Genomic DNA, 19,351 nt, shown 5'->3' on the forward strand with positions numbered 1-19,351 from the left:
CGTTCTCGTCACCGGCCCGCGGACCACTGCCTCGCCGGGACACTCCGTCGGCGCCGCAGCAGCCAGCGCCTTAGTTCGTCGGCGCCCCAGACGATGAAGGGGAAGGGGACGACGAGGGCGAGCATGCGCGGGGTGAGGGCGGCCGTGCCCAGCAGGGTCTGCAGGGGCGGGGCGTAGATGAACACAGCGGCGAGGGCGAGTTCGAAGGCGATGCCCCACAGCAGCAAGGGGTTGGTGAACACGCCGATGGAGCGCAGCGAGGCGCGCTCGGTGCGGGCGGCGAACGCGGTGCCGATCTGACCGGCGATCATGCCCAGCAAGGTCATGGTGGTTGCCTGCTGGTAGGCGTGGTGCAGCGGCGTGCCGGGGCCCGTGGGGGCGCCCAGGTGCCAGCCGGCGTGCCAGAGAACGGCGAAGAAGCCGGTCAGCTCCAGGGCGGCGCAGATGACGCCGAGGAACAGCCAGGCGCGCAGCAGCATGGAACCGCGGATCACGCCCTCGGAGCGGGGGCGTGGCGGGCGGTCCATCAGTCCGGGCTCGGCCCTCTCCCGGCCCAGGGCGAGGGCGGGAAGGGTCTCGGTGCCGACGTCGAATGCGAGGAGTTGCAGCACGTTCAGCGGCAGCGGTACGGCGCCGCCGGCCAGGGCGAAGACCAGGAACGGGGCGACCTCCGGGGTGGTGTGGGCGAAGATGTAGCAGACGAACTTGCGGATGTTGTCGTAGACCCGGCGGCCCGCGTGCACGGCGGCGACGATGGTGGCGAAGTTGTCGTCGGTGAGCACCATCGTGGCCGCCTCGCGAGCCACGTCGGTGCCGGAGCGGCCCATGGCGACCCCGATGTCGGCCCGACGCAGGGCGGGTGCGTCGTTGACGCCGTCGCCGGTCATCGCCACGACGTGACCTTCGGCGCGCAGCGCGTCGGCGATCCGCAGCTTGGCCTCCGGGGAGGTGCGGGCGAAGATCAGCTCCCGGTGGTGACGCAGCAGTTGGTCGAGTTCCTGTTCGGGCATGCGGTCGAGTACGTCGCCGGTGACGACCTTCGGCTTGGGGCCGCCGATGCCGACGTGGCCTGCGATCGCGGTCGCGGTCAGGGCGTGGTCGCCGGTGACCACGATGATCCGGATGCCGGCACTGTGGCAGCGCGCGACCGCGTCGGCCACCTCGGGGCGGGGCGGATCGGCCATGGCCAGGAGCCCCAGGAAGACCAGCCGGTCTTCGGCCTCCTCGCGGTTCTCCGGCAATCCGGCGCCGGCAGGCAGTTGCCGCTCGGCCGCGGCCAGGACACGGAGCCCCTGGCGGGCGAACGCATCCACCTGGCCGACGACCGTACGGCGTCGTTGCTCGGTCAGCGGGTCGACCGTGCCGTCGGCCTGCCTGATGGTGGTGCACAGCGGCAGGAGCGCCTCGGGGGCTCCCTTGACGTCGATCCAGAGTCCGTCGTCGTCGCGCTGGTCGATCGTCGACATCAGTTTGCGCACGGGGTCGAAGTGGAACTGGCGGCGACGCCCGGCATCCCGCTCCTCGGTGAGGACACCGCAGCCCAGACGCGCGGCCGCTGTCAGCAGTGCGAGTTCGGTGGGATCACCTACCGGGCCGCCGGGAGTGGCCAGTTGTGCGTCGTTGCACCACGCCGCCACCGTGGCGAGACCACGCAACGCCTCGTCCTCGGGCGGTCCCCCGGTGGCGTCGGTGCCGGCGAGCCCCTGCTGACCCGAGGCGGTCCACACGGCGGTGACCTGCATACGGTTCTCGGTGAGGGTGCCTGTCTTGTCGGTGCAGATCACGTCCGTGGAACCGAGCGTCTCCACCGCGCTGAGGCGTTTGACGACCGCCCCGCGCCGCACCAGCTCCCGCACGCCCAGCGCCAGGGCCAGCGTGATCACCGGCAGCAGTCCCTCGGGCACGTTGCCGACGAGCAGGCCGACGGCGAAGACAACGGCGTCGTGGAACGGCAGCTTCGCCGCGAACATGGCCAGTGGCAGGAACGCCACGCCCGTGATCACTGCGATCGCCGCGATCAACCACGCCACCCGCCGGACCTGCGCCTCCAGCGGGCTGATCTCCCGCTCGACACGCTCTGAGAGAGCGGCGATACGCCCGAGTTCGGTGTGCATGCCGGTCGCGAAGACCACCGCTCTGGCCTCGCCCTCGGTGCACGTGGTGCCGCTGAAGACGAGGTCGCGCGCCGACAGCAGCGGGACATGGACGTCGACCCGGTCGGCCGCACGGTAGGCGGGCATCGCCTCACCGGTCAGCGGCGACAGATCGACCTCGATTCCGCCGTCGATCAGCCGTGCGTCGGCCGAGATTCGGTCCCCCTCCTCGATCGCCAGCACGTCGCCGGGCACCAGGGTGACCGCCTCGACCTGCTGGACGTGCCCGTCCCGCACCACGGTCGCATGCGCCGGCAGGTAGGCGGCCAGCGTCTCCACAGCCCGTTCGGCCTGCATCTCCTGGACGAAGGCGAACGCCGCGTTCACCACGATCACCACCACGATGGCCACTGCCACCGCCGCGATCCCCGCCCACCACGCCAGCAGCGCGGCCGCCCACAGCAGGAGCGCCAGTGGGTGGACCGCCTGCCGGAGCAATTCGCCCGGCCAGCGTCTGCCGCCACGCCGCCGCAGCTCGTTCGGCCCGTAGCGCACCAGCCGCCGAGCCGCCTCGCGCGAGGACAGGCCCTTCCGCGTGCTGCGCAGATCCCGCAGGAGCAGGTCCAGGCGCTCCTCGGGATCGAGCTCCACCACCGCGGTCCCATCGGCTTCGGCGTTCATCTCACCCCACCGCCCGTTTCCCTCAGCTGCTGGTGGGCCGGGCGGGCCCCCATCTCGTCGGGCTGGGAAACCCGCCGGGCAGGATGCGGTCGGGGCGACCGGGCGCACGGCGAGCCGCTGCTCGACGTAGAGGCCTGGGCCGCAGACCGGTGCACCGGATCTTGGTGCCGCGGATGACGACGACGGGACACGGTGCGTGCTCGACAAGGCGCCGGCCGACCGATCCCAGCTCGAAGGGCCCCTCCTCGGAAGGGCTCCACCCGTACCAGTAGTACGGGTTCTGCGAGTAGTACGGGTTCTGCCGGGTGAAGACCGCCTCGACCGCGCCTCCCGAGAGCTCGGCCTGAGCGACCGCTCACCGCAGGACTGCCTTCGACTGCTCCGCCTCGTCGACACCGACCACGATCCGTCCGGCGGATGCCGCCTCGTCGCTCACCGCCGACCTCCCGGTTCCTTCCGCCACGGCCCCAGCTTTCCCGCCGCGCGCCGGTCAAGGCCGCTGTGGCCCTTCCCACTCACCCGTTTCGCCCCTCTCGTTCCTCCCTCCGCGGCGCACGAGCCCCCGACGGGGCCATCAGGTACACCGGGGCAGGTCGGCCCCTGCGGACGGGACGGATGGCACGGGCCCTGCCGCACGCGCCCAGGTCACGATGAAGGCCAGAGCCTCAAGGAGGTGGGTGCCGTGCCGAACCTCGGAGCCACGATCGTCCGGCGGCACCAGCGCGGTGTCGTGCTCCGCTTCGGAAAACCGCGCAATGTCCGGAACCCAGGAATCCTGTTCATGATCCAATTGGCGGACCGTCTGTGGAAGATCGCCGACCGAAATCGCCGCGGAGAAGAACTCCACCATCGTCATCCCCGCCCAGTTCCTCGAAAGGGTCCGCGCACTGACCCGGTTCGCCGAAGGCGGAGCCGGAAAGCGGCGTCTTCGCCGGAACTGCGGCACGCGGGAACCGGTGGGAAGAGGCATCGGGATCTGTCGGAAAAAGAAGTCCCTGCATTCACGAAGGAAGGCTGAAGGCGCCATGGCCCAGACATCATGGACGACGACAGGCGTGTTCACGGGGCAGGGAGGCGCCCGTACCGACGAGACCGGGATCGTCACCGGGGAGCTGACCGTGCACACCACCTGGGACGGCACGCAGGCCGATGTCAAGGTCCAGTACAGCGGCACCTCCCAGTGGTTCACGCTGACCGGAAGCCCGGTACCGTGCCCTTCTCGCCAGGACAGCCGGCGCCTGCACCAAGCGGTGGTGGAAGCCGTGCGGGTCGGCGGCGGCGCGATCGTTCCGCAGCCCGACCGGCTCGGGGGATACCCATGAAGGTTCGGCATACAGCGAGTACCGGCGTATAGCGAGTACCGACGTTCGGCCGCTTCCCGAAGCCACTTCACGCACGGGACGGGTCGGCGTAGCGCAGCAGCACGCCCACACCCTCGCTCAACCACAGCTCCTGCTCTGGCACCACGACCAGTTCGGCCCTCGTTCCGACGACAGCACGGGCCAGTGCCGTGTCGGCCCGTGCCTCGCTGACCTCTTGAATACCGTAGGAGCGTAGTTCCTGTTCGGCGAGAGCGAGTTGGCCGGGCTCCGGGCCGATCCACAGACGGAACGGCGACTCGGGGTGGTCGTTGAGGAAAAGGGCCTTGACCCTGCCGCGTTGCAGCGCCGAAACGGAGGGCGCAAGGCCCTCGGCGCACGCTCCGTCGTGGGCCCGCTCGGAAAGGAAGGAATCCATCAGGGCGCGGTCGTGCGCGGCCATGCGCCCTTCGAAGAGCCTTTCAAGGCGATGCTCCATCAGGGCCCGCCCGGGCTCGGACTCGCCGGCGCCCTTCACGGTGGTGACCTGCGCGCGCAGGGCGGCCGGCAGCCGGTGGATGAGGATGCCGCGGGCCCAGACGTCTCCGGCGACGACCACCGTCTCGACGTCGATGCGCCGTCCGTGACCTTCCAGCTCCCGGCCGACCTCTCCGGCGGCACGGGGCCAGTCGGCCACCGGGATCTTCTCGTCCAGCCGGTGGCCCGACGTGACCTTGGTCAGCGGCCATGTGCCCGCCTCGGCCTCGATCCTTACGGTGCCGGTGGCGTCCGTCGAGTGACGGCCGCCGTAGTGCACGTGCACCGCCAGGTACGGGATACCGGGCGCGTGCTGGACGATCAGTGGCATGGTGTCCGGCAGGGTTCCGAAGTGTGCGGTGTCCCGTGCGGGCGGTGCGGGCAGCTCGTCCAGCAGGGCCAGGTGTCCGTGGGCGGTGAACACGGCCTGGCCGTGGGTGCCGGGGACGTCCGTGTCGTTGCCCACGGCGCCGGCCACCGCCGTGAGGGCGTCCCGGTCCGCTCCCTCGGACATCAGTGCGTCCCGAAGATGCCGCCAGCGCAGTTGTATGGAGGCATCGGGGTCCTCTACGACGGCGTCGCGGGACGTGTCCAGGTAGACGGACGCGAAAGGACCGGGCTGCTGGTAGAGAGGTTCGAGGAACGCGAGTTTCATGCTCACTCCGAGGGGGCTGTCGGTGCCACGTGCCACCACGCCCGGGATGCCGCCGTATCAGGACACGTTCCGGTCGGCGTGCCGCGGCTGTTCCACCTCCAGCATGCGCCTGCCCCACGAGCCGCGCCCGCCCACCGCACGAGCCGCGGGGAGTCCGGCACCGACCTGGTCCCGGGCCCGACAGCCCGCCAGAGGTGCCCGAACGGCCCTTCTGCGCGAGCCACCCGCCGGAGTCATCCTGAATGAAGGCAGGGAAAGACGACAGGGAGCGAGGTGAGCCATGAAGGCGCATGAAGGTGACGTGCTGCGGTTCACCGGCAGAACCGTGGGATCCGCCGAACACCATGCCACCGTCCTGAAAGTGCTCGGCGAAGACGGCGAACCACCCTACCGGGTGCGCTACGAAGACGGTCACGAGACAGAAATCTTTCCCGGCCCCGGATGCGTGGTCGCGACCCACCCGGCACACGAGGCCTCGTCCGGGCAGCCGCACCGGGAGAGGCAGTGACCAGGTACGCCGCAGGGGGCGGGAATGGCTCCGCGCGGCGCCCCGTATGCGGTGCCACGCTGCCACGGCGCCGGGCAGTGCGAGGCACGGTCGCCGCGAGGGCGGACGGCGGCGGGGGTCGCAGTGACGACCTTGGGTGGTTGCTCCTGCCCAAGCTCGGCTGGAGGCGCATCGACACGATCCGGGTGCGCCGTCTGTTCGGCTGACACCCCGGCTCGGCCTGCCGCCGCAGGCGTGCCGGGGCTCGGCTGACTGTGCCGGGCACGGCGTCGGCCAGTGAGCCGTCGCCGAGGCTCCATCGGCCTGTCGCGTCGCAGTTCCTCTTGCTCCTTGGTGATGCGCAGTTCCCGGTCGCTGATTTCGCTGTCGGTGCCCTCGTGCTCGAGCCCGGAGGCTCTACCTCGATGACATGGGTGTCGTCGGTGTCCCGCATGCCGCCGCCGGCACCCGGGCCGGTGCGGCGGGAGCGGTGGCGGATCCAGCAGCCGTTTCACGCACTGCGAGAGTCCGTCGGACTCGGCGGGCACGGTTCACCCCGCCGACCGCCTGGGAGTCGGTTGCAAAGACCCGGTCGGCAGCCCGATCGAGTCGATGACGGACTGTCGTCATCGACTGAAAGCAAGGGCGTTGGCGCCTCGGGCTCGGTTTTCGAGCGGTCCTTTCGTGATCAGGCGGTTCACCGCGACGCCGCGATCGCGTCCCGCGGCAGTGACGCCGTGATCCCCTGCACCGTCCGCACGGGGGAACGGGGGGAGAGGACTCCCCGGATCCAGGAGTGCCTCCCGCAGTGGTGCGCATTCGTTGTCCCCTGGGGTGAGGATGGAAGTGCGGGGCACATGCACACGGCGTTGCCGTGTCCCCCGGGGCGAGGAGGCCGGATCGTGTTCTTCCTGGATCGTCGGGATGCCGGCCGACAGCTGGCTTCCCGGCTGAAGCATTTCAAGGGTGCCGACGTCGTGGTGGTGGGGCTGCCTCGCGGAGGGGTCCCGGTCGCCGCTGAGGTCGCGAAGGCGCTGGGCGCCCCGCTGGACGTCTGCCTGGTACGCAAACTGGGGGTGCCGTTCCGGCCGGAGCTGGGCATGGGGGCCATCGGCGAAGGCGGCGTCCGCGTGATCAACGACGAGGTGGTGCGTGCCGCGCGTGTCACCCCGCACGAGTTGGCCGAGGTCGAGGCGGGCGAGCGGCAGGTGCTCGAAAGCCGTGCACGGCGCTACCGGGGCAGGCGGGAGCCGGCGGCCCTGGCGGGCCGTACGGTACTGATTGTCGACGACGGGGTCGCCACCGGTTCGACGGCACGCGCGGCCTGTCGGATCGCCCGCGCTCGCGGGGCCGCACGGGTCGTGCTGGCGGTGCCCGTGGCCCCGCACGACTGGACCGCACGCCTGGGTGCGGACGCCGACGAGCTGGTGTGCCCGCACACGCCGTGGGACTTCTACGCGATCGGGCAGTTCTACGCCGACTTCTCGCAGACCGAGGACGACGAGGTCGTCGCCTGCCTGGAGGAGGCGCTCGCCCGCCCGGTGAGCGCCCGCCGGGCTCCACCGGGGGAGGTCGCACCCGAAGACCGGGAGGCGGAGGTGCGCGCGGGTCCGCTGGTGCTGCGGGGACAGGTGACGGTGCCCGAGGGCGCGCTCGGGATCGTGGTGTTCGCGCACGGCAGCGGCAGCAGCCGGCACAGCCCGCGCAACCGGTTCGTCGCGGCCGGCCTGAACCGCGCCGGGCTGGGCACCCTGCTGTTCGACCTGCTCACCGAGGAAGAGGAAATGGACCGGGCCAACGTCTTCGACACGGGTCTGCTCGCCCGGCGGCTCACGGACGCCACCGGCTGGCTGCGCGGGCAGCCCGAGGCTCAGGGGCTGGCCATCGGCTACTTCGGCGCCAGCACCGGCGCTGCCGCAGCGCTCTGGGCCGCCGCCGAGCCGCAGGCCCGGATCGCCGCGGTCGTCTCGCGTGGCGGCAGGCCCGACCTCGCCGGACCACGTCTGCCGGCAGTGACCGCCCCCACGCTGCTCATCGTCGGTGGCCACGACCGACTCGTACTCGGTCTCAACCGCGACGCGCAGGCCCGGCTGCGGTGCGAGAACGAGCTCGCTGTCGTCCCCGGCGCCACCCACCTCTTCGAGGAACCCGGCACCCTGGAGCAGGTCACCAGCCTCGCCCGTGACTGGTTCACCGACCACATGGCCCCGGCACACCACGGGGCCCGATTCTGAACGCAGGGGTACAGGTCCAGGTTCACGACGGCGCGTCGTCACCCTGCGCGGAGAGGTCGAGAACCGTGGCACCGCCCAGATCCCCCAACGACTTACCGAGCCGTCACCGTCAGGCCGATGATCGACTGCGCCGCCGACGACATGGTCGCGCAGGACGGGCGGCCACCGCATGGCCGGTGCACGTCAATGGCGGGCTCGTTCGGCGCCCGCGAACGCAGCCGACGACGGACGCGACAAGTCGGGTGCATCGCAGATCAGGTCCGGCGGCGCGCACGGATCGTATGGACGCCCCCATGGACGTCTGCCGCAGGGCAGGCCGCTGCAGCGAGGTCTCGCTTCGGCACGGCGGGACGGGAACTGACGGGCTGAGGGGACGCAGGCGACGGAGAAGACGCCATCAGGGCCTGACCTGCCTGTCCGTGCGTGGCTGCTCATGTCGCGGTGTCCGGCAATCGACGTTGTACTGGTGGCAGGAGTGCCGTCGAGCGAGGGGAGCAGCCGTGTCGCCGTCCGGCGTCTCTCGTCCCGCGAAGCCGAAGACGGTTTTCGACCGCGACGCCGAATGGGACGCTCTCGTCGCGTTCGCCGGTGACACCCGGCCCGGTCCCGGCCTCGGCGTGGTGTCGGGACGGCTGCGGCAGGGCAAGACGTACCTCCTGAAGGCACTCTCCGCAGCCCTGGGCGGCTTCTACTTCGGAGCGCAGTCGGCGGCTCAGGCCGAGTCCCTTCGTCGGTTCGCCGACGAACTGTCCCAGTACACGGGCACACGGCCGCCGAGCCCCTGGCGCGGCTGGGAGGACGCCGTCGACGCGTTGCTCGCGCTGGGAGACCGGCAGCCTGTCCCGATCGTCATCGACGAATTCCCCGACCTCGTGCGACAGAGTCCTTCGCTGCCCTCCGCCATCTACAGCGCCTACCGGCGTCTGCGCGAGACGGGCAACGACAGCCGTGCGCGTCTGGTGCTGAGCGGCGGCGCCCTGCCGGTCATGCACCGGCTGTTCAGCGCGGCCTCACCGCTGCGCGAGCTGACCGACCTGGAACTCACCCTAAGTCCGCTGGACTACCGACAGGCCGCGCGGCTGTGGCACATCGACGACCCCGGCCTCGCCCTGCTGGTCCATGCCGTCGTGGGCGGAACGCCCGCCTACTGGGGCTACGCCGGGGAACGCGCGCCCGGCGGGCCGGGCGACTTCGACGCCTGGGTCTGCAGAACCGTGCTCAACCCCCGGACTCCCTTGTTCCTGGAGGCACATCACCTGCTGCAGGAGGAGACCGACCACTGGGACCGTGCCCTGTGCCACTCCGCACTCGCCGCCGTCGCCTCGGGCTGCTCGACGCAGGGCGAGATCGCGGAGCGCCTCGGCGCTCCGCTCACCGATGCCGCTCGCTGGCTGGCGCTGCTGCAGGACAACGGTCTGCTGTACGGCGAGCCCGACGCCTTCCGCCCGAACCTGATCCGGCTGCGCATCACCGAGCCGCTGCTGGCCTTCGAACATGCGGCCGTCTGGACCTGCCGCTCAGCGCTGGAGCAGCAGGACGCCGATGAGATCTGGCGGCACATACGTCCCGTCTTCGACTCCGCGGTGGTCGGCCCCCATTTCGCCCAGATCTGCCGGGACTGGGTCGTGGACTTCGCCGACCCGGCCGTCTTCGGCGCGCACCCCGCGACGGCCGCCCACGGCTCACTCCTCGACCCGGCGCGCAGTGCCGGCCCCAATGCACAGGCGGAGGTAGCGGAGGTCGTCGTACGCGGCCCGACCGACACGCGTCCCTCGGCCCTGCTGTCCGTGGGGGTGGCACGCTGGGACCAGGTCATGGACCTGCACCACCTGGAACAGCTCCGTCACCTCCTCGAGCTCCTCGCCGCCCAGGGTGAGGACGTCACCCACACCCGACCCGCCTGCTACAGCGGAGTCGGCTTCACCTCCGCGCTCCGCGCGGCCGAAGCCAGCGGACATGTCGTGCTCGTCGACCTCGACCGGCTGTACCGGGGGAGGTAGCCCGGCGGCGGCAGCAGCTGCGAAGCGAGCGACACTCGGCGGTGATCCGGTGCAGCCGGCACCCGGCTTGTCGTGTCCGCCCGGGCAGGTGCCTCCCGACGCTCCCAGGGGACCGGTGCCAGAACGTACCCCGTGATGCGCCACACGCGTGGAGGGGCTGAGGGGACTCGGCCCCACCGGCATACGGGAGGACCGGCGCTTGACCCTCAGTGCCGGGAGCCCCGTGCCCGCAGCGAAGACGACGGCGAGGCCGCCGAGCACCGCAATACTCTGACGAGCATTGTGGCGGGGTGCGAACTCCTGGCGCCTGACGCGACAACGGGGCGGTGACGGTCCACTGGCCGATTACGGCCGCCGCCCACGCACGACCTGGGCGGGCCCTGACCGGATAGTCCCTATCAGGGCCTTTCGACCCCTGCCACTCAGGAACGGCTGGGTTGAGGCTGGTAGACGGGGTTCGGGTCCAGTACCGACCGAAGGGCGTGGGATCGTTGATCACACGAGTGCGGATGCCGCACCGGCATCTGACGCCGCCCGCCAAGCCCGGGCCGCCGCGCGAGCCGCCCAAGCCTCCGCCCCGGCAACCGCAGCCGTTCGGCGGACGGTGGATGCTCTGGTGGGCCCTGATGACGTTCCTCATCGTGCTGCTGCTCTCGCGCACCCAGTCCGGGCCACATACGACTTCACTGTCCTACAGCGACTTCGTGACCAAGGTCGGCGCCAGCCAGGTACAGATGGTCGACATCAACGACAAGGGCGCCGTCAGCGGCAGCCTGAAGGACGGCACGAAGTTCGCCACCCAGATCCCCACCGCGCTGGGCACCGGGGCCCAGCTGCAGCAGCAGCTGACCTCGCACCATGTGCAGATCACCGCCAGCCAGAGCGGCGGCAGCGGTTCGGCGTGGCTGTCCGTGCTCTTCTCGTTCCTGCCGTTCCTGATGCTGATCGGCTTCTTCGTCTGGATGGGGCGCCGGGCCGCGGGGTCGGTGACCGGCGGACTGAGCGCCATCGGACGCTCACGGGCGAAGATCATCGAGGCGGAGCGGCCCACCACCAGGTTCGGCGACATCGCCGGCTATGACGGGGTCAAGCAGGAGATCAGCGAGGTCGTCGACTTCCTGCGCAACCCCGCCCGGTACACCGCCGCAGGAGCCAAGGGACCCCGTGGCGTGATCATGGTCGGGCCGCCCGGGACCGGCAAGACGCTCTTCGCGCGGGCGGTCGCCGGCGAGGCGGACGTACCGTTCCTGTCGGTGACCGGCTCCGCGTTCGTCGAGATGTTCGTCGGCGTCGGCGCCTCCCGGGTGCGCGACCTGTTCGATCAGGCCCGCAAACGCGCCCCCTCGATCGTCTTCATCGACGAGATCGACGCGCTCGGAGCACGCCGCGCCGGCGGTGCCCCACTGGGCGGCAACGACGAACGCGAGCAGACCCTCAACCAGCTGCTCTCCGAGATGGACGGCTTCGACCAGTCCAGCGGCATCGTCGTCCTCGCCGCCACCAACCGGCCCGACGCCCTCGACCCGGCCCTGCTACGCCCCGGACGCTTCGACCGCCAGGTCACCGTGCCCCTGCCCAACCAGGCCGAGCGGGCCGCGATCCTCGCCGTCCACGCCCGGGACAAGAACCTGGCTCCGGACGTCGACATGGATGCCGTGGCGCGTGCCACACCCGGGTTCTCCGGCGCGGATCTCGCCAACCTGGTCAACGAGGGCGCCATCAACGCTGTGCGAAACGACCGCACCCGGATCGAGCCGCACGACCTGGACGCCGCCCGCGATCGTGTGCTGCTGGGACGCCGGGAGTCCTCCAACGCGCTGCTGCCCGAGGAACGCCGCTCGGTGGCCGTCCACGAGTCAGGCCACGCCCTGGTCGCGGCACTGTGCGAGCACGCCGACCCGGTGGCGAAGGTCACCATCCTGCCCGCCGGCGTCACCCTCGGCGTCACCGAGCAACTCCCCGAAGCGGAACGCCATTTGTACAGCGAGAGTTATCTCACCGACCTGCTGGCGGTGCGCCTGGGCGGTCGCGCGGCCGAGCTCTTGGCATTCGGTGAGGGATCGACAGGAGCGGCCAACGACCTGGCCGGAGCCACCCAGATCGCCACCCGTATGGTCCGCGAGTTCGGTCTCTCTCCCGAACTGGGCCCGATCGGCTACGCCTCGTCCCACCCGCACTACCTTGGTGAGACCACCGAGGAGCTCAGCCGGCCGGCGTACTCGGAGCAGACCCAGCGCGTCGTCGACGAGGAGGTCGCGCGCCTGCTCCGCCAGGCCGAACAGCGCGCGATCACCCTGTTGCGCGATCACCGGACCGCCCTGGAACACCTGGCCGGACAGCTGGTCATCCACGAGACCGTCGACGGCTCCGTCGTCCTTGACGTCCTGCGCCAGGAACGCAGCCAGGCGCACGGGAAAGGCGATGACCACGCCGTCAACGCGTCACTGTCCCCTGACCGTCCGGAGCCAGGAGTTCACACTCAGCCTCGCTGATCGTCAGCAGAGCGCCGCCTCCGACCGGGGCCATGAGCCAGAACCGAAGACCTCCACCAGCTCGGACACACCTTTGCCCGGCTCCGACGCGTCACCATCGGCATCCTCGGCCAGCTCTGCCGCATCGCCGGCACCCTTGTCGGCGCCGCTTCAGTGGAGCTGCCGGAGGGCATGTTGCTGTGTCGGACGCCGCAGCAAAGTACCGGCGGGTGGACCGCATGGGCTTACTGACGGTGGCTGGAATGCGCCAGATCGGTGAGGAGTTTCTCCGCCTCTGACGCGGGAAGCCGCTCTTCGAGCAGCGGCAGGTAGATCTCCTCTTCTTTCGCGAAGTGCACCTTGACCAGTGTGTACAGCCCGTAGAGGACGCGTCGTAGTGCGACCTGCCGCTCGTCGCTGAGTCCTTCCCGGTCCACCACCTCACGCAGCGTGCCCAGCTCGCGGGCGAGCCGGCCGACTTCGACATGGTCCCTGGACATCGTCGCGGTCGCCTCGGCGGCTCCCATCACCCGCCCGATCACCGGGTACAGCACCCGGTCCTCGGCTTCGGCGTGCGGGATGAGGTGATCGGTCAAGAACATCTGGACGTCGGCGAGCGCGGAGCAGAGCGCCTCCGTCGTCGAGTGGCCCACGGTATCGGCAGTCGTGCGCAGTGCTTCGACGTGTGGCAACAGGTGTGCGTGCTCGTCGTGCAGCTGCTGGGTCAGCATGTTCACCATCTCCTCCTCACGGACCAGTGAATTCGTGCAGGACGCCCCGGACCGCATCCATGGTCCAGCCCTCAGAGGCCGCTCGCGACCTGACAGGACTGGCGTAGCGGGTCGATGGTGCAAAGGCCTCACCGAGGCGTCATCAAGGGTGGGCTGGCCGGGACCAGCCCCGCGCGCGCGAGACGATGCCTGGCCTTCGAAAGATGTCGCCGTCTTCGTGCCCGGCTTCCCGCCGCCGGAGGACGCCGGGGCCGCCGCACCGAAGTCACCCGGCGCCTCTCCGGCCGCTGACCACTCGCAGGCCACCAAGCCACCGCCCGAGGGGCCGCAACGGGCCGTGCCCGCCCCGGACGGTGACGGCCGGCGGCTCCCGCCATCCGGGGCGAGGACCGGCACCGGACGGCCGGGAGAGCGCAAGGGGACTCCTCCCGTCGACCCGCCGCCGCAGGCCCGCACCGGCCGGGCAGCCGCCCGGAGCAGATCACGGGGGCCTTGTTGCGTGACGTCGGTGGTGTGGGGTTTGTTTGACGTCGCTGGTGCGGGATACGCTTATCCGGATCAGCGGTCCACCTAACCGGACCACGGATCCGAATACATGGACCACTGATCCGGAAAGTCGGGGGACAGGTGCGGGCCGACGCCAGAAAGAACCGTGACCACCTGCTCGCCGTAGCGGGCGTCGCCATCGCCGAGCAGGGTGTCGACGCGTCGCTGCGCGACATCGCGCGCAGGGCCGATGTCGGGCTCGCGACGCTGCTGCGGCACTTCTCGACGCGCGAGGCGCTGCTCGATGCCCTGCTCCACACGAGTTTCGGCGAACTGACCGCGAAGGCGGACGCCCTCGAGACGGACGATTCGCCCGGCGATGCCCTTGTTTCGTGGCTGCGTGACTGCGTCGGGTGGACGACCGAGTACCGGGGTGCGGTCGTGCTGATGGCGGCCGCCATTGCGGACCCCGACTCCGCGCTCCACGCTTCGTGCGTCACGCTGCGCGCGGCCGGTGCGCGGCTTTTGGTCCGGGCTCAGGCCGCGGGCGTGGCGCGGACCGACATCGACGGCGACGATCTGTTCGCACTGGTGGAGGCGCTCGCCTGGCTCGGCGACCAGCGCTCGCTCGCGCCCCGCGCCGGTCACCTCTTCGACGTCGTCGCCGGCGCGCTCCTGACCGGCACGGCGAGCAGCGCTGCCGAAGGGAAGCGCCGCCCTGACGCCCGTGGCTGACATCGTCGTGCACGTGGACCGGTGAACTGCCCACGCGCTCGGCGGGAGCAGGCCGACGCCGGGTTCGCCGAGGCGGCCCGGGTCGGCGGCATCGGGCCGCACGCTCGGCGGGAGCGGCCCGCGACCGGGCTGCCGGATCCTGAAGAGGTAGGTTCCGGCAGCCGCGAACTCCTCGTACGCGCGGGCGTAGCCCGTCCGTGCGAGGGTGGCTCGCGGCGGGTGGCGTCGTGCCGCCGGTGGGGACCGTGCTGAAGCAGTCGGCGAAGGCGCAGGTGGGTTGGCCCCTCACGCTCCTGGCCGCTCCTGACGGTCGGCTCTGGCCGCCGTCGCCCTTGTCGGATCGTGCAGGGCCCGCGGCACCTCCGTCCGGTGCACTGGTACTTCGACCGGATGTGGTGAAGCAGGCCGTGCTCCGGCGCATGCGTCGGCAAAGGCGCAGGGCCGGCGGATCGGGCTCAGGCATGCGGCGGGGGCCGCGGTGCTGAGCGGGGGAATCTCGAGCCATGTCCTCCCCTGCGGCGGGCTCATTGGTCGAACTCACCGCGTAAGCCACCGGCGGGCCCTTCCGGACTTGTGGGCGATTGAGGTCACACTCGGGGGATGAGGGAGCTCAAGGGTGTTGACGCCGGGACGCCGCATGCCCAGTTTCTGGCGACCGAGCACTGGAGTCTGCTGGCGACGCGGAGCATGACGTGGCAGGAGATCTTCAGCCGGACCGGGACGTATCTGACGGTGCTGTCGGCCGCGGTGGTGGCGCTCTCGCTGGTGGCCAACGCGACCGGGTTCGGGTCAGGGTTCACGACGTTCGCGTTGCTGGTGCTGCCGGTCGTCCTGCTCGTCGGGTTCGGCACGTATTTCCGGCTGATCGAGGCGGACATCGAGGACACCTGGCTGATCATCGGCATGAACCGGCTGCGGCACGCGTACGTCGAGCTCGCACCGGAGCTCGAGCCGTACTTCATCGCGAGCCACCACGACGACCCGCCGGGGATCTGGACGACCTACAGCTTCCGCCGCCGGATCGGGGTGACGCACTGGCTGTCCGGCTCACCTGTTGTCGTCTGCGTCATCAACTCCGTCGTCACCGGCGTGCTGGCCGCGGTGGTCTGTGAGGCCGCAGGCGCCGGGGACACCCTGCGGACCCTGGTCGCCTGCGCCGCGGCCGTGCTGACCGTGGTCGTCCTCGGGTTCCTCGGCCTGCGCAAGGTGCACGAGGTTTCACGTAACTACCGGCCGCGCTTTCCCAGTGACGAAGCACGACGGCAGGAGGGTTGAGGCGCCCTGAACTCCGGCAGCCGGGCCGCATGACCGATGTCGGGCTCGCGGCGCTGCTGAGTCACCCTTCTCGACGCGTGGGGCGCTGCTCGGCGCGGGGAGTGTCAATCTCGCGCCCGTAGCCGAGAGTGTCGCCGCCCAGGCCGGCGGACTCGCCCCGCACGCGCGGGGGAGTGGACCGGCTCCGGGCGCGCCAAGGCGGCCCGGGCCGGCTGAATCGAGCCGCGCGAGGGCGGGCCCGGCCCCGGATCGCGGGGCTCTGGGCACGCGCCAGTTGGCGTCCATGGGTTCGTCGTCCTCGGGTGGACGGACATGTTCCATCGATCGTTCATCGCATGCCCCGTGGTCCTGAGAGTCGTGCTGGGCCTCGATCGGCGGCGTCCTGTTGGCGCCGGCAGGCCAGTCGGGCCGTGTGGGCCGGCCAGGGTGTGATCGGCCGGCGCGCCTGCGCCTTCGTCGCGGTTTCCCGGAGGCCGCGCGTCTGTCTCTCCTTGACTATCCGGATCACTGGTCCATATATTCGGATCAGTGGTCCAGTTATGTGGGCCGCTGATTCGAACAGACCTATCCCCGTAGGCGCGGGCAGGAGAACACGATGCCGACACACACCATGAGGGCCATCCGGGTGCACGAGCACGGCGGCCCTGAGGTACTGCGTTACGACGAGGTGCCGGTCCCGGAGCCGGGGCCGGGCGAGGTGCTCGTGCGCGTGCACGCGGTCGGCGTCAATCCGCCGGACTGGTACCTGCGCGACGGGCTGACCAACCTGCCTCCCGAGACCAGGCCGAAGTTCAGCCTGCCCGTGATCCCGGGCACGGACCTCTCGGGCGTCGTCGAGGCCGTCGCCGCCGATGTCGAGGGCCTCTCGGTCGGTGACGAAGTCTTCGGCCTCCTGCGCTTTCCCAGCTTCGAGGGCAGCACCTACGCCGAGTACGTGGCCGCGCCTGCATCGGACCTCGCACGCAAGCCGGCCGGCATCGACCACGTGCACGCCGCCGGGGCGCCCATGGCCGGACTCACCGCATGGCAGTTCCTGATCGAGCTCGGCCACGACCACCCCTCGCCGTTCCAGGCGGCGCAGCACCGTCCGACGGCACTCGGCGCCGGCACGACGGTGCTCGTCAACGGCGCCGCAGGCGGCGTCGGCCACTTCGCGCTCCAGTTGGCCAAGTGGAAGGGCGCGCAGGTCATCGCGGTGGCATCGGGCGCGCACGAATCGTTCCTGCGCTCGCTCGGCGCCGACCAGTTCATCGACTACACCCGGAACCGTCCCGAGGAACTCGTGCACGACATCGACCTCGTCCTCGACGCCGTCGGCGGACCCCACAGCAGTCGCTTCCTGCGCACCCTCAAGCGCGGCGGCGCGCTGTTCCCGGTGTTCTTCGGCGAATTCGACGAGGAAGAGACCGCGAAGCTGGGCGTCACGGTCACGGGCACGCAGGTCCGCTCGGACGGCGCGCAGCTCGCCGAACTGGGACGCCTGCTCGACGCGGGCACGGTCCGCGTCCAGATCGACAGCACGTTCGCGCTCGCGGACGCCCGGGCCGCGCACGAACGCGCCGCCCGCGGGCACATCCAAGGCAAGATCGTCCTCACCCTCGCCTAGGGACGGGGCCCTGTCCCCGGCGCCCCTCCACGAGGCACCGGCGGCCGACGATATGCCCATGCAGAGAGTGTGGGACGCGTCCCGCGGCCGGAAGGCCAGGTGGCCGCGATGCTCGCTGCGGCGAACCAGGCCCCCTTACGGTCGGCTCGGTTCGCCGCCAGAGAGCATCGGGGGGCTGCATTCCTGATGCCGGAGGGGCCGCCGCACATGTCACCGGCCGGCACGTCACCGTCGCCGCCGGTCCGGCGTCCTGACGGTGCGGCGGCCGGCCGCAACGCGGCGCGCCCCCTCATGCATGACCTGCGCTCCGTCCTCCCCTTGCACGCGGGGTGAGTGCTGTCGCCGTGCACGCCCGACCGGCGCCGCTGCAGCGCGAACGTGGAGGAGGTACGGGGCCGTGGCCTGGTTCTCACGCACGGCATGCCGTAGGGGCGTTTCGCGGCCGTTCCCTGGTGCCTTCCTACGTCGGACACGCGTGCGTGTCGGCCGCGGCCGACGACAGCCGGTGATGTCGCCGGCGCCCGGCATGACAAGCTGTCCCTCCCACTGCCCGAACCCAGGAGGTCACGATGACCGCAGAGTCTGCAGCACCAGAAGGTTCGGAGCCGGCTGACACCGAGACGTCCGGCCTCGTGCCCGACAGTGACGGCCAGTACGACCTGAAACGCAAGTTCCGGGAAGCCCTGGCGCGCAAGCGCGCCGCTCAGGCGGACACCGCTGACCTTGCTGCCAACCCCAACGCGTCGAAGGTGCGTGGGGCGCACGGCCCGGCTGCGAACCAGCGGTCGTTCCGGCGCAAGAGCGGCGGCTGAGCCGATGAGCTCTTGCAGCGTGGCCGCTGATCGGGTGACGAGCTAGGGGCCGCGCCATTGTTCTGGTGCCGGTGAGAGGGGAGCGCAATCCCAACTCACCGGCACCGGAACGTTGTCGGTCTTCTCAGCCTGCCGTGCTCGGCCCGCCCCGTGCCCTGGCCGAGCGGGTGACGATCGCACGTCCCCCGCGAAGGTGGCCCCCGCTGGTGTGCGCCGCACCGGCGTGCCATGGCCGACCCGGTGCACCTGCGCCCGTACGACACCCGCCCGCAGCATGGTGGTCGAGAGTGCCGCAACAGGCCGAGATCGCCTGGGGAGGCGCCTGGGGGTGAGCAGGCTGGTGAAGTAGGGGAGCGGCAGTCTGGCCGCGCCGGCAAGCCTTGAGGCTGTCATTGATTGGCCGAGGGGGGATACACCCCCGGGGTGCCGCCGACGGCAGGTGAGGCGCTGACGAGACGCTCGCTGACAGCCCTGTCGTCGACTGCCTCGCCGAAAGGGTGGCCCGCCGCGATCGCGGGGACCTGAAGTCATACCGAGCCCTCGCCCCGGCCGTCCCGCCCGCGGCCGCGTCGCCGTCTTGAACCGCTGCTTCGAGGCTCACGCGCGCGGGAAGCGACGCGGAAGCCCCGAGCGGGCCCTGAGCGCCCCGCGCACACCCACATGGCGACGTTCCGGCCGGGCGGTGACACTGGGGAAAGCAGCGCCTGGAGAAGGTGGGCCATGCCAGCCGTCGAAGAAGTCATCGAGATCGCGGTCCCGGTGCGTACCGCGTACAACCAGTGGACCCAGTTCAAGAGCTTTCCGCGTTTCATGTCCGTGGTGAAGAGGGTCGAGCAGATCAATCCCGTGGTCAGCCACTGGGTCATCGGGCTCGGCCCGATGCACAGGGAATTCAAGGCGGAGATCGTGGAGCAGCAGCCGGATTCGCATCTCGTCTGGCAGAGCCTGGAACGCAGCCCCTGTCACCGGGGCAAGGTGTCGTTCCGCTCCGTGGCAGCGGATCGCACCGAGCTGACCGTGTGGATCGAGACGACGCGGCCCGGGCTCGCGGACACCGTCACGAATGCTGTCGGAGTCACCCGCCGTGTCGTCCGGGCCGAACTGCGCAACTTCAAGGAGTACATAGAGGGCGTGGGCGAGGAGAGCGGGGCCTGGCGGGCATCCATTCACAACGGACACGTACAGCCGGTGGAGCCGGAACCTCCACGGAGCCGGGTCCCACGCTGGCCGGTCGGGTAAGAGTTTTCGCG

Annotated in this window: 14 protein-coding genes and 1 pseudogene; 10 read left to right on the top strand and 5 right to left on the bottom strand. The window is 70.8% G+C overall.

The annotated features are described in order from the left end of the window. Positions 1-8: 8 nt before the first annotated feature. The gene (locus H305_RS0115600; protein WP_028801195.1) at positions 9-2,774 is read right to left on the bottom strand and encodes a cation-translocating P-type ATPase; all 2,766 of its coding nucleotides are present in this window, start codon (positions 2,772-2,774) and stop codon (positions 9-11) included. Positions 2,775-3,348: 574 nt separating this feature from the next. Next, positions 3,349-3,630 (bottom strand): hypothetical protein, encoded by a 282-nt coding sequence (locus H305_RS0115610; RefSeq protein WP_028801196.1) that lies wholly within the window; start codon positions 3,628-3,630, stop codon positions 3,349-3,351. A gap of 169 nt (positions 3,631-3,799) precedes the next feature. Here H305_RS0115610 and H305_RS0115615 point away from each other — a divergent pair, with 169 nt between their 5' ends. Beyond that, the gene (locus tag H305_RS0115615) at positions 3,800-4,096 is read left to right on the top strand and encodes a hypothetical protein (protein WP_028801197.1); all 297 of its coding nucleotides are present in this window, start codon (positions 3,800-3,802) and stop codon (positions 4,094-4,096) included. Between the two features lie 67 nt (positions 4,097-4,163). Here H305_RS0115615 and H305_RS0115620 read toward each other — a convergent pair whose 3' ends face one another. Continuing rightward, positions 4,164-5,264 carry a hypothetical protein gene (locus H305_RS0115620; RefSeq protein ID WP_028801198.1) on the bottom strand — a complete coding sequence of 367 codons (1,101 nt, stop codon included), beginning with the start codon at positions 5,262-5,264 and terminating at the stop codon, positions 4,164-4,166. 280 nt (positions 5,265-5,544) lie between these two features. Here H305_RS0115620 and H305_RS0115625 point away from each other — a divergent pair, with 280 nt between their 5' ends. The 4 genes from H305_RS0115625 to ftsH all read left to right on the top strand — a co-directional run bounded on the left by H305_RS0115625 (position 5,545) and on the right by ftsH (position 12,477). Then, entirely contained in the window at positions 5,545-5,772 is a 228-nt protein-coding gene (locus tag H305_RS0115625) for a DUF1918 domain-containing protein (protein WP_028801199.1), read from the top strand. A gap of 881 nt (positions 5,773-6,653) precedes the next feature. Next, a complete protein-coding gene (locus H305_RS0115630; protein WP_028801200.1) occupies positions 6,654-7,985 on the top strand; it encodes a phosphoribosyltransferase family protein in 1,332 nt (443 codons plus the stop codon). 500 nt (positions 7,986-8,485) lie between these two features. After that, positions 8,486-9,985 (top strand): AAA family ATPase, encoded by a 1,500-nt coding sequence (locus H305_RS0115635; RefSeq protein ID WP_028801201.1) that lies wholly within the window; start codon positions 8,486-8,488, stop codon positions 9,983-9,985. A gap of 608 nt (positions 9,986-10,593) precedes the next feature. Then, complete coding sequence (gene ftsH / locus H305_RS46055) at positions 10,594-12,477, top strand: ATP-dependent zinc metalloprotease FtsH (RefSeq protein ID WP_078629070.1); 1,884 nt, start codon at positions 10,594-10,596, stop codon at positions 12,475-12,477. A 224-nt stretch (positions 12,478-12,701) separates the two neighbouring features. Here the strand turns inward: ftsH and H305_RS0115645 are convergent, their stop codons facing one another. Continuing rightward, on the bottom strand, positions 12,702-13,187 hold the full coding sequence (locus H305_RS0115645; protein WP_158690536.1) for a hemerythrin domain-containing protein: 486 nt from the start codon (positions 13,185-13,187) through the stop codon (positions 12,702-12,704). A gap of 627 nt (positions 13,188-13,814) precedes the next feature. On the opposite strand from H305_RS0115645, the gene H305_RS0115650 reads away from it, so the two are divergent. Continuing rightward, positions 13,815-14,408 (top strand): TetR/AcrR family transcriptional regulator, encoded by a 594-nt coding sequence (locus tag H305_RS0115650; RefSeq protein ID WP_028801203.1) that lies wholly within the window; start codon positions 13,815-13,817, stop codon positions 14,406-14,408. Between the two features lie 600 nt (positions 14,409-15,008). Next, complete coding sequence (locus H305_RS49395; protein ID WP_051370612.1) at positions 15,009-15,683, top strand: hypothetical protein; 675 nt, start codon at positions 15,009-15,011, stop codon at positions 15,681-15,683. Here H305_RS49395 and H305_RS56385 read toward each other — a convergent pair. Then, a pseudogene (locus H305_RS56385) lies at positions 15,627-16,082 on the bottom strand (hypothetical protein); the annotation flags it as partial. The gene H305_RS49395 and the pseudogene H305_RS56385 sit on opposite strands and share 57 nt — an antisense overlap. Before the next feature lie 196 nt (positions 16,083-16,278). Here H305_RS56385 and H305_RS0115660 point away from each other — a divergent pair. The 3 genes from H305_RS0115660 to H305_RS0115670 all read left to right on the top strand — a co-directional run bounded on the left by H305_RS0115660 (position 16,279) and on the right by H305_RS0115670 (position 19,340). Next, positions 16,279-17,289, top strand: a complete 1,011-nt coding sequence (locus H305_RS0115660) for an NADP-dependent oxidoreductase (protein WP_028801204.1) — start codon at positions 16,279-16,281, stop codon at positions 17,287-17,289. Positions 17,290-17,858: 569 nt separating this feature from the next. Then, positions 17,859-18,101, top strand: coding sequence for a DUF5302 domain-containing protein (locus tag H305_RS0115665; RefSeq protein ID WP_028801205.1), 243 nt, complete (start codon positions 17,859-17,861; stop codon positions 18,099-18,101). A gap of 720 nt (positions 18,102-18,821) precedes the next feature. After that, complete coding sequence (locus H305_RS0115670) at positions 18,822-19,340, top strand: SRPBCC family protein (RefSeq protein ID WP_028801206.1); 519 nt, start codon at positions 18,822-18,824, stop codon at positions 19,338-19,340. The last annotated feature ends 11 nt before the right edge of the window (positions 19,341-19,351 follow it).

Source organism: Streptomyces sp. 142MFCol3.1 (genome assembly GCF_000424945.1).
Classification (GTDB): Bacteria; Actinomycetota; Actinomycetes; order Streptomycetales; family Streptomycetaceae; genus Streptomyces; species Streptomyces siamensis.

Coding starts and splice junctions, on each gene's coding strand:
- H305_RS0115600 (WP_028801195.1), bottom strand. CDS start 2,774: ATGAACGCCGAAGCCGATGGGACCGCGGTGGTGGAGCTCGATCCCGAG.
- H305_RS0115610 (WP_028801196.1), bottom strand. CDS start 3,630: ATGACGATGGTGGAGTTCTTCTCCGCGGCGATTTCGGTCGGCGATCTT.
- H305_RS0115615 (WP_028801197.1), top strand. CDS start 3,800: ATGGCCCAGACATCATGGACGACGACAGGCGTGTTCACGGGGCAGGGA.
- H305_RS0115620 (WP_028801198.1), bottom strand. CDS start 5,264: ATGAAACTCGCGTTCCTCGAACCTCTCTACCAGCAGCCCGGTCCTTTC.
- H305_RS0115625 (WP_028801199.1), top strand. CDS start 5,545: ATGAAGGCGCATGAAGGTGACGTGCTGCGGTTCACCGGCAGAACCGTG.
- ftsH (WP_078629070.1), top strand. CDS start 10,594: ATGCTCTGGTGGGCCCTGATGACGTTCCTCATCGTGCTGCTGCTCTCG.
- H305_RS0115645 (WP_158690536.1), bottom strand. CDS start 13,187: ATGCTGACCCAGCAGCTGCACGACGAGCACGCACACCTGTTGCCACAC.
- H305_RS49395 (WP_051370612.1), top strand. CDS start 15,009: ATGAGGGAGCTCAAGGGTGTTGACGCCGGGACGCCGCATGCCCAGTTT.
- H305_RS0115660 (WP_028801204.1), top strand. CDS start 16,279: ATGCCGACACACACCATGAGGGCCATCCGGGTGCACGAGCACGGCGGC.
- H305_RS0115665 (WP_028801205.1), top strand. CDS start 17,859: ATGACCGCAGAGTCTGCAGCACCAGAAGGTTCGGAGCCGGCTGACACC.
- H305_RS0115670 (WP_028801206.1), top strand. CDS start 18,822: ATGCCAGCCGTCGAAGAAGTCATCGAGATCGCGGTCCCGGTGCGTACC.